Below are 10,537 nucleotides of genomic sequence, written 5' to 3'. Positions count from 1 at the left end.
TTTTTCTTCTTCTTATTTACCAATCTATCAATGAACTTTCCCTGTTTTGCGGGGTGCAAATGTAACATCTGTTTTCAAATCTCACAAGCTTTTTTTAATCTTTTTTGAAAAAAAATTTTCAATCCAAATTCGTATTGCTTGTCAGTATTTAAATGAACGTCTGTCGCTGTTGCGGGTGCAAAAGTACCACCTTTATTCAGTTACGCAAGCTTTTTTTTGATCTTTTTTTGATCTTTTTTCTAAGTTACTGGTATCACGGTTTTTATACTGCAAAGTTTTTTAAAGGTCAATTGGGTTTTGACGGAATTTGTATGGTTTGGGTGGTTTTACCATAAATCCACCAAGACATAAAGTTTGGTTTTATCTGATTTTCCTGTGGTTTTCAGTAGCTCTCGCAAAGATCCTAAGGCGCAAAGTCTTCCTTTTTCTTCCGAAAAGCGATAATTCCCTTTGAAAACTACTGCAATAGCCCCGATGGAAGGAAAAATCCTTTTGCTTTTTTCTTTAAAAAGCTAAAGATTTGGAAGCACAGCGGGAAAAAGATCCTCATCTTACAACTTAGCCTTAATAAGAATATAAAATTAATCGAAGCGAATGGCTTTGACTGGAGAAATTTTGGTTATTAGATAGGACGGAACCAACAAAACAATAAAACAAACTGTTATAGTAAGTAAGTTGAGCAAAACAACATAGCCCCAATTAAGATAAACAGGCGCCTGATTAACATAATAATTTTCAGGATTAAGCGATATGACTCCAAATTGTTGCTGGATTAGCAATATCGAAATTCCGATTAGGTTACCCCAAAATAGCCCGCGCATAATAAGATAGAAAGCATTGTATAAAAATATTTTGCGTACGGTCCAGTTATTGGCACCCATTGCTTTTAATATTCCTATCATTTGAGTACGCTCTAATATCAGTACCAACAAAGCGACCACCATATTAATCGTTGCCACCAAGATCATAACTCCAAGGATTACGATGATATTAAAATCGAACAGTTGTAACCAGTCGAAAATATAGCTATATTTTTCGATAATGGTTTTAGTATCTAAATTAGAAGAGATTTGTTCGTAGATTTTATTGCCTGTTGTTTTGATTTCGTCAAAGTCTTTTACAAAAACCTCGAATGCCCCTACTTGATCGGGAGCCCATTTATTGATTCTTTGAATATGCCGAATATCTCCTAATATATAAGTAGCGTCGAAATCCTGAAATCCGGAATTAAAAATCCCGGTAATTTTAAATCGGCGACTATTTGGCAATTTTCCTTGTTCCTCTTTTATGAAAAAGGTATTAAAGTTATCCCCTACTCTCAAACCAAGCCGATCAGCAAGAAATCTTGAAATGATAACATCTTCGCTTAAGTTTTTAGAAAAATCAGGTAATTTACCTTCTACTAAATACTCTTTTATATTATTCCAATCATAATCTGCTCCTACTCCTTTGAAAACAATCCCTTCGAAAGCATTTTCGGTTCTAATAATTCCTGCCTTGCTTGCAATTGCCTGAATATGTTTTACGTCCGGAACCGATTTGAAATTAGGATAGAAATCTTGTTTTTTAGAAATCGGAACTAAAGTTACCTCTGAATTATTATTATCATAATTCGAAATAATAACCTGACCATTGAAAGCTGAAACTTTTTCACGAATTTTTTGCTGCAATCCAATTCCGGTTGCCACCGAAACCAGCATCATAATAATCCCAATAGCAATTGCCGAAATAGCAATTTTTATAATAGGTGCTGAAATGCTGCTTTTATAATTTTTGGCAGTGATGAGTCTTTTCGCTATGAAATATTCTAAATTCAATTTATTAAATGTTTTATATTGGTTTGATGATTTCGCCTGAATCAAAAATACGTTTTTAAAAAGCTAAAATGAATTGTTCCAAAAACAATTACAAAATATTTAATTTATAAAAAAACTATTATAAAGGAAGTTTCTTTTTCATTTCTTCAACAATATTATAAGCTGCCGGACAAATAGTAACATTTTTTAAAGTAAGATCTGTAATTTGATTAAATTTCTTGCGATCTGTATGTGGAAACTCTCTGCATGCTTTTGGACGAACATCGTAAATCATACAGTAATTTTCATTATCAAGAAAAGTACACGGAACACTTTTTAAAACATAGTCCTTGTCCTCATCAATTCGAAGATATTGATCGATGAATTGTTGTGGTTTTTGCCTGAAAGATTTTGAAATTCTCTCAATATCAGCCAACGTAAATAATGGTCCTGTAGTTTTACAACAATTGGCGCATTGCAAACAATCCGTTTTTTTAAATTCGGCATCATGCAAATCCTGCATAATATAATCTAAATTCTTGGGTTGTTTCTTTTTCAGCTTATCAAAATACTTTTTGTTTTCGATATGCTTATCTTTGGCTAACTTTTGTAAGTTATTTAAAATTTGTTTCAAGTTTAGATTTTAAAGTTGAACTGCAAAATTAAACAACTTTAAACTTGAAACCTTAAACTTTGAACTAAATTAAGATGAAAGACCTTTTTGGGAAAGCGATACATGATTTTCAAACCAATAATTCACCTGAAGACATCATTACCGAAACTTCTATTTCTGAAGAAGACGAAATGAGCGTAGAATATTTATTTCGCACTTACAATGAAATGCCAAAACTAGAGCAAAAAGCTTTGCAATTAGCCAATGGAAGAGTTTTGGATGTTGGTTGCGGAGCAGGAAGCCATTGTTTGACATTACAAAATGATAGAAATTTGAACGTGACAGGGATTGATATTTCTAAAAAAGCTATTGAAACCTGCCAGCTTCGGGGTGTAAAGAACGCCTTAGTTCAGAACATTTTAGATTTTGAAGGAGAGAAATTTGACTCTATTCTATTATTAATGAATGGAACCGGGATTTTTGGAAAGTTAGATAACTGTAACACCTATTTATCTAAATTAAAATCTCTGCTGAATCCGGATGGGCAGATTTTAATAGACAGTTCTGATATTATTTATATGTTTGATGAAGATGAAGACGGCGGAAAGTGGATTCCGTCTGACAAAGAGTATTATGGCGAGTTGGTTTTCAATATTTCCTATAAAGGCGAAAAAGAAGAACCTTTTAATTGGTTGTATTTAGATTATAACACCTTGCAAAATGCTGCAATAGCCAACGGATTAAAATGCGAATTAATTCTGGAAGGCGAACATTATGATTATTTAGCCAAACTTTCGATATAAACTTAAACCTATTTTAATAGATGGAAAAACTAGATTTAGAAAAACTAAAATATCCAATTGGAAAATTTAAAACTCCAACTGAATATACCTCAGAATACATTTCGAATAAAATTAAAGAGATTGAATCGTTTCCTGAGAGATTAAATACAGCAACAATTCATTTAACAGACGAACAGCTTAATACCCCTTATCGACCAGGAGGCTGGACGGTTCGTCAGGTAATTCATCATTGTGCAGAAAGTCACATGAATTGTTATATCAGAATTAAATGGGCTTTGACTGAAGATAATCCTGTAATAAAAGCTTACGACGAAACTTTATGGTCTGATTTGCCTGATGGATTAAAAATGCCAATTCAGCCGACGCTTACTTTATTAGAAGGCCTGCATTATAAATTAGGTTACATTATGCGGAATTTATCCGAATCCGATTTAGAAAAATCATTCATTCACCCGGAAAACAATTCTGAAAATAAAATAAAACAAATCATTGGTACTTATGCCTGGCATGGAAATCATCATTTAGCACATATTACCACATTAAAAAAATACAAAGACTGGAAATAATTTTCAAATCGGTAGATTTGACAGCAATGAATTGTTTCCTTTTTACACACTGTATATTTACCAAAAACAAAAAAAGTGCTTAAAGGGCTTTTTTGTTATATCTTAAGGAATATTCAAATATTTATGTGTTTGAAGTGATACTCGCCATTTTGGATTATTCATTACATAATCAACAATCAGCGGAGTCATTTCTTCTTTTTTACTCCATTCAGGCTGAAGAAATAAAATTGCATTTCCATTCACCAATTCAGCTTGCTCTTCTGCAAAGATAAAATCATGTTTATTGTGAATAATTACTTTCAATTCATGTGCATTATCATAAACAGTTTGTGTAGGTAATTTATTTTTTTTGGGAGAAAGACAAATCCAATCCCAAGAACCTGATAAGGGATATGCTCCTGAAGTTTCGATATGCACTTTTAAATTTCTATTTTTTAATTCGCCCGTAAGCAAAGTCATATCCCATGTTAAAGGCTCTCCGCCTGTAATAACAACAGTATCAGCATAACTTGAAGCGTTCTTTACAATTAAATCTATACTTGTCGGCGGGTGCAATTCTGCATTCCAGCTTTCCTTCACATCACACCAATGACAACCTACATCACAACCTCCAATCCTTATAAAGTAAGCTGCAGTTCCAGTATGAAAACCCTCTCCCTGAATTGTGTAAAACTCCTCCATTAAAGGTAACATTGCGCCCTTATTTACCTCTAATTGTATTTCTTTTGATAACATTATTTTATTTTAAAGTGCAAAGATAGTCAATTAAATACGGAACATAAAAAAACCGATAGCTCAAAGAACTATCGGTTTTGTATTTTAAACATGAAACTTTTATTATTTCAAAGCTTTTACAGATTGAGCAGCATAACTATTTGCAGGATCAATAGCTAATGTTTTATTGAAATATTCAATTGCTTTAGCTTTATCAGTATTAGCATAACTAGCGCCAATACTATTGTAAGCTTCCACAATTTTTTTAGAAGTAGCAGGTTTTGCTAACTCTTCTGGACCTTTGGCGGTTATTTTAGCAACATACTCTTCGTAATTTTTGATAATTAAATCATCTTTTTCTAAAAGATTATTAATTCTTCCTTTGTATAAGTATGCCTCATCATAAGTTGGGGAAGCTACCAAAATTCTATCAAAAGCAGCATCAGCTTTAGCTAATGAGGCAGCATCAACTGGTGTTCCTGTTGCTCTGTTAACCTGAGCATAGTAAAGAGAAATACCATAGTAAACATTATCGTTTAAGTAATTTTTTGATTCTGCATTGTTTGCTGCAAATTCATAAAGAGCAGCTGCTTGCTGATATTGTCTTTTATCGAACATAACTTTACCTAAGTCTCCAATATCTTCTACAGCTAAAGGTTCCATTGTAATAGCTTTTTTGATATCTACTAATCCCGCTTCAAAAGCTGTAGCTTCAACTATACCTTCTGCATTGGTACCTTTTTTAATTTTGGCAAATCCTAAATACAAATAATCTTTTGCAATTGCTTTATTTGAAGGGTTATTTACAAAATCTTCCAATGACTTAATAGCAATATCTATATTACCATTTTCATAAGCAGAATACCCTAAATATCTATAAATTCGAGGATTTACTTTATCTAATTCCTTCATTTTATTAGCTTCAATTTCTAAAGCTTTATAATCTTTTACCAGGATTAAAAAGTCAGCATGACGCATTCTTGAATCCAAAGAATAATCTGTCAAAGTCATGTATTTTTCATAATTCTGAATTGCTTTTTGCATATTATCTTTCGAAGTTGCCGGTTTATTTCTTCCCCAATTGTAATATGTCTCAGCTAATTCTCTATAAACAGGACCATAATTTGCATCAATAGCTATAACTTCGTTAAAAGACTTAATAGCCTCTTCATAAGATTTAGCCCCCTTCAATAAAACACCTAATTGCATTTTTGCTCTTAAAAGTGTCGGATCAGCAGTAAATGCATCACGATACGCTTTATATGCATCATTTTGATTATTGGCGCCGTGGTAAGCATCACCAATTGCTAAAAGAGCAGTTGCGTTTTGTGGTTCAATTGCCAGTGCACGTTTTAAACTTGCAATAGCATTTGTATAATCTGGATTTGTAGAGTTCATATAGGCTCTACCTATATAAATAAACTCTTTTACATCCTTACGTTTCATATCTTTTGTAGCCAAACCAAAATTAGTTTGTGCTGAAGCAACATTTTTTCCATCAAGATCTAATTGACCTAACCCAATATAATTTAAATTTTTATTATCTGAAGCTTCTAATCCGTTCAGATAATAAATTTTAGCCGAGTCAACTATAGCCTGATTAAGATAAACATTTCCTAATACAAAATTTGCCTCACCATCAGAAGGTTTAGCTTTAATAATTGATTTTAGCAATGATTTTGCTTTTTCAAATTGTTCAGCATCGATTGCCTTTTTTGCCTGGTTTAAATCTTGCGCTTTTGCTACAGAAACTGAAGCTAATAGTGCAATACTAAAAATTTTAAATTTATTCATCTCTATTGTAATTAATTTATTCTTTATCATTAATAATTTTACTTCTGATTTGAAGCTTTCTGCCTGGTATTCTTACAGGTAATAAACCAGACTTTAATACAATTCTTTGTCCAATATCCCCGGCAATAAATGAAGCGAAGCCCATTCCTAACCCTGAATAACCCTGACAATTTATGATATACAAATCACGTGCCAGAGGATATTTCATTTCTGCGATATCATTTTGCGTCGGGCTGTAGTATAGGCTGTCTTTAAGTCCTTTTACACTTAAAACATTTATTTTCTTTAACAGTGGCAACATGCTTGCCGAAGGCTGAGAAAGCCAATTAACGCCAACTACACCAATCATCCCATCGTTTTCTGAAACAAATTTAATTACCTCTTCATTAGTTTTAAAAGAAAAACCTCCGATTTCCGGAACATCTTTAACCCCTGCCAAATCTTTCATGTAACGAACAGTGCTGGAATTAGGATTATCAAATACAAGTCCTTTTATATTTGAATCAGGATTACCCTGCATAAAATCGATTACCGTTTTCAACGCAATTAATGTATCATTATTGCTCTTGTTGGAAATAAATGCAATTGCATCAATGGCAAATGGTGTTATGCGAGGAATTATTTTAAAGTTTTGAAATTTTTCTTTTTCGCTTAGGGTTAAATCTCTTGTAGTAATTACTACTTTAGTCTTCTGATTCAACAGATCATTAATCAATTCAGCTTCAGATTTGGCTTTAATTGAAATTTTAGCATCATATGTTCCTTCGAAAACGGCAATCTGATCTTCTACAATTGGTTTTATAGTCTCATCAACTGTAATTTCTAAAGATCCTTTTAAAATTGATTCTTTATCAGAAATATCATTCTTGCTTTTTTGGTTACACATAACAAACAAAAAAACAAAAAAAATCAAACTGAAAATTTTACCATACTTAAACATAATTACTCCGAATTAGAATTAATAAGTCTTAAAAAACGTATGCCTGAATATACGATTAATAATATACCAAAAGCATATCTGTATTTAGGTTCCATGTCTAGTGGCAGTTTCTTCCAAAACATAATCATTAAACCCAATACAAGATAAATCAAAAAAAACAGTATTCCTAAAACAAGAAGAAATCGCTCTTTTAGCGATTTCTTCTTAATATTATTAAGTTTTAACATTAATCTGCAGATTGAATTGTAATTGGAAGAGAATAAAGCACCCTTACTTTTTTACCATTTTGCTCACCTGGAGTCCATCTTGGACATTTTTTCAAAACTCTTATAGCTTCTGCACCCGTACCGTATCCAATATCTCTTAGAACTTTAATATCAGTTAACGATCCGTCTTTTTCAACTACAAAAGTAACATAGACTTTACCTTTCAGGCCTTCTTCTTCAGGAGTTTTGTAATTATTACCTACAAATTTGTAGAATTTTTCAATACCTCCTGGAAAATCAGGTTTTACTTCGATACCTGCTGTGTTGTAAACATTGTTATCTTCTTCTACTACTGCAGCAGTACCGGTACCTACAGGCTCATCAACAGTTAAAACTGCATCCGGATTCCCTTTGATACTTTCTGAACCAATTTTCTTTTCTTTAAGTTCCACAATTTTTGGTGGTTCCTCGGTCACTTCCTCTGCTTTTGCCACAACTGGTTTTACAAATTTTACCTGATCCACTTTAGGAGCTGGTGGTGGAGGTGGTGGTAAATTAGGCTCAACCTTCTTTTGTTTAGGAGGCAACTTTACCGTGGTAAGTCTAATATCATTGTCTTTTTCATCGATGTCACTATCAGGTAAAAGACTAATAATAAGTGGTGCCGCAACAGCTAAGCTAAAAACAACAGAACCAATGATAAGTGCCCTTACCGTAGTTTTGGTGTTTGATTTTCTTAACTCATATGCACCGTATATCTTATTACGTCCTTCGAATACGATATCAAGCCACTGATTTTTTATAATATCTAATTTCATTTTTCTTGATTATTAGGTTATTGATAACGTAAGATTTTATTCTTAATTTACCTCTAACAATTTTGTTTCCTCCGGTGTAAAATCATTTACGATAGCATATGTAGGAACTTCAACAATAGCCATCTCATCCAGTATATCAACTAAATTTTTATAATTTGATTTTTTACTCGGTTTAATAATAACAATCATCCCTTTTTCCTTGCTTCCTGTATATTCCTGAACTAACTTTCTTCTAGAAATCAACTCTTTACGTATACCATCTTTACCATAAGAAAAATCTTTAGGAGCACCCCCTGCAACCGGAGTTGCAAGCATACCTACATATCTCACCAATTTTCCATTCTCACCTAATAAAAGAGTCATTGTACGATTTTCATCAACTTTAGCCTGATTATCAGTTTTTTCGTCTTTATCTGGCAAACCTAAACTCATGGATTGAGGTTTTGACAACGTAGTGGTTAACATGAAGAATGTGATCAATAAGAATGCCAAATCTACCATAGCAGTTAAATCTACTTTAGAATTCTGCTTTTTACTTCTTACTTTACCACCTTTTCCGCCACCACCGTCACCGGTATTTAATTCAGCCATTTTAGTGTATATTTTTAATTAAAAGTCTTTCCCTCTCAAACCAGTAACTAAGTTAAAGGTATTGATTTTTTGATCTTGCAAAATATCCATGATCCTTTTGATTCCAGGATATTCTTCTTTTGCATCTCCTTTTATTGCAACCTCCAGTTCTTTATTATCAAGATCAATAGCAGCCCTTCTAGCAACTAGAAGCCAATCCTTCAATTGATTATCCAAAGAATCTAATGGAACTCCTGGTTGATTTGCTTTGCTCCTATCGGCCGATTTCATGTCTATAATTTGCTTTAAATTAGCAACAGGTACACCAAAATCATCCATAAGTGCAAATTTTTCTTTATCCTCTTCTGAAAAATTTACACCGTATTTTTCTCCCATACCTTCCAGAGTTTTTTTACGAATCTCTCTGCCTTTTAAGTCAAAAAACACTTTACTAATACCGTCTTTTCCTTTTCCAATAGTAATAATAGCTAAATCCGAATCCGGTAATTTAGTTTGTACTGTAGATGAAGGCGTATCAACAGGAAGTGCTTCAGGCACCTTAGCAGTAGCGGTCAAAATAAAGAACGTAAGCAAAAGGAACGCAACATCACACATGGCAGTCATATCTGTCGATGCTGACTTTTTATTCATTTTTATTTTAGCCATTCTCTTTTATTTTATTTTGATATAATTTATTAAAATATCAAAAATTATTATTGTTTCAAACTTCCTCTGAATTTTCTGTAAGTGTTCACGATTGTAACACCAGCCTCATCAATAGAGTAAGTTAAATCATCAATTTTAGATGTAAAGAAATTGTAAGCGATAATTGCAAAAATAGAAGTTGTAATACCTGTAGCTGTATTAATAAGTGCCTCAGAAATACCATTTGCAAGTGCGGCCTGATCAGGAGTTCCGGCAGAAGCCAAAGCACCAAACGCTTTAATCATACCTGATACTGTACCTAATAATCCTCCTAAAGTTCCTAATGATACTAACGCTGAAATAATAGTCATATTTTTTTCTAACATTGGCATCTCTAATGAAGTTGCTTCTTCAATTTCTTTGTGGATTACTTCTGAAGCTTCTTCACTGTTAAAACCTTCTTTTTTAACATCCTGATATTTAATCAAAGCAGATTTAATTGCATTTGCAACTGAACCTTGTTGTTTGTCACAAGAAGCGATAGCACCCTCAATATTCCCTTCCTTAATATTTCCTTGTACATTTTTCATAAAAGTATCCAGGTTAGATTTTCCGGCAGCTTTAGAAATAACAATAAATCTCTCAATAGAGAAAACAACAACCATTAATAACATACCTAACAAAATTGGCACGATAAATCCACCATGATAAACCATTCCCAGAGTATTTAAAGGACGACCTTCAACAGTACCACCTTCAAAGTTTGAAGGAGATCCCATAACGTATTGCCAAATTAACCAACCAACAAAAACACATGCTACAATAATAATTCCTGAAACCATCCCTCCTCCATTTGAAGTGCTTTCTTTTTTAACTTTAACGTTTGCCATTTTTTTAAATTTTAATAGTTTTAAATAATTTTTATTTTTTAGTTATATTTAACTTGTAGAGGAGCAAATTTATACGTTTAGTTTAAATAAAAAAACTTTTTTTAATTTTATTGAAGCAAATTTAACGTCAATTTAAAAAATATCTCATTAATTTGCTAAAGTCTATTTTTAGATTAAACAAA

12 protein-coding genes are annotated in these 10,537 nt (G+C 32.5%); 2 read left to right on the top strand and 10 right to left on the bottom strand.

Translation table 11 applies throughout. From position 1 onward, the window contains the following. Positions 1-581 precede the first annotated feature (581 nt). The gene (locus J2W48_RS08755) at positions 582-1,817 is read right to left on the bottom strand and encodes an ABC transporter permease (RefSeq protein ID WP_310280382.1); all 1,236 of its coding nucleotides are present in this window, start codon (positions 1,815-1,817) and stop codon (positions 582-584) included. Positions 1,818-1,935: 118 nt separating this feature from the next. After that, a complete protein-coding gene (locus J2W48_RS08750; protein WP_310280374.1) occupies positions 1,936-2,430 on the bottom strand; it encodes a YkgJ family cysteine cluster protein in 495 nt (164 codons plus the stop codon). A 74-nt stretch (positions 2,431-2,504) separates the two neighbouring features. Between J2W48_RS08750 and J2W48_RS08745 the strand changes: the two genes are divergently transcribed. Next, entirely contained in the window at positions 2,505-3,212 is a 708-nt protein-coding gene (locus J2W48_RS08745) for a class I SAM-dependent methyltransferase (protein WP_310280373.1), read from the top strand. 20 nt (positions 3,213-3,232) lie between these two features. Next, a complete protein-coding gene (locus J2W48_RS08740) occupies positions 3,233-3,778 on the top strand; it encodes a YfiT family bacillithiol transferase (protein ID WP_310280372.1) in 546 nt (181 codons plus the stop codon). 102 nt (positions 3,779-3,880) lie between these two features. Here J2W48_RS08740 and J2W48_RS08735 read toward each other — a convergent pair whose 3' ends face one another. From J2W48_RS08735 to J2W48_RS08700, 8 genes are all read right to left on the bottom strand, one after another. Then, positions 3,881-4,513 carry a 7-carboxy-7-deazaguanine synthase QueE gene (locus J2W48_RS08735; protein ID WP_310280371.1) on the bottom strand — a complete coding sequence of 211 codons (633 nt, stop codon included), beginning with the start codon at positions 4,511-4,513 and terminating at the stop codon, positions 3,881-3,883. Between the two features lie 102 nt (positions 4,514-4,615). After that, entirely contained in the window at positions 4,616-6,286 is a 1,671-nt protein-coding gene (locus J2W48_RS08730) for a tetratricopeptide repeat protein (RefSeq protein ID WP_310280370.1), read from the bottom strand. A 16-nt stretch (positions 6,287-6,302) separates the two neighbouring features. Beyond that, the gene (locus J2W48_RS08725; RefSeq protein WP_310280369.1) at positions 6,303-7,226 is read right to left on the bottom strand and encodes a PstS family phosphate ABC transporter substrate-binding protein; all 924 of its coding nucleotides are present in this window, start codon (positions 7,224-7,226) and stop codon (positions 6,303-6,305) included. Positions 7,227-7,228: 2 nt separating this feature from the next. After that, positions 7,229-7,453 carry a hypothetical protein gene (locus tag J2W48_RS08720; protein WP_310280368.1) on the bottom strand — a complete coding sequence of 75 codons (225 nt, stop codon included), beginning with the start codon at positions 7,451-7,453 and terminating at the stop codon, positions 7,229-7,231. Then, positions 7,453-8,250, bottom strand: coding sequence for an energy transducer TonB (locus J2W48_RS08715; RefSeq protein WP_310280367.1), 798 nt, complete (start codon positions 8,248-8,250; stop codon positions 7,453-7,455). The genes J2W48_RS08720 and J2W48_RS08715 overlap by 1 nt, the downstream gene beginning before the upstream one ends. Positions 8,251-8,292: 42 nt before the next feature. Then, complete coding sequence (locus J2W48_RS08710; RefSeq protein WP_310280366.1) at positions 8,293-8,841, bottom strand: ExbD/TolR family protein; 549 nt, start codon at positions 8,839-8,841, stop codon at positions 8,293-8,295. Between the two features lie 18 nt (positions 8,842-8,859). Next, the gene (locus J2W48_RS08705) at positions 8,860-9,486 is read right to left on the bottom strand and encodes an ExbD/TolR family protein (RefSeq protein ID WP_310280365.1); all 627 of its coding nucleotides are present in this window, start codon (positions 9,484-9,486) and stop codon (positions 8,860-8,862) included. Between the two features lie 47 nt (positions 9,487-9,533). Continuing rightward, a complete protein-coding gene (locus J2W48_RS08700) occupies positions 9,534-10,355 on the bottom strand; it encodes a MotA/TolQ/ExbB proton channel family protein (RefSeq protein ID WP_310280364.1) in 822 nt (273 codons plus the stop codon). Between the last annotated feature and the right edge of the window lie 182 nt (positions 10,356-10,537).

It is taken from the genome of Flavobacterium piscis, from assembly GCF_031457575.1.
In the GTDB taxonomy this organism is placed as follows: Bacteria; Bacteroidota; Bacteroidia; order Flavobacteriales; family Flavobacteriaceae; genus Flavobacterium; species Flavobacterium piscis_A.
This window is presented reverse-complemented; position numbering and strand designations above follow the sequence as displayed.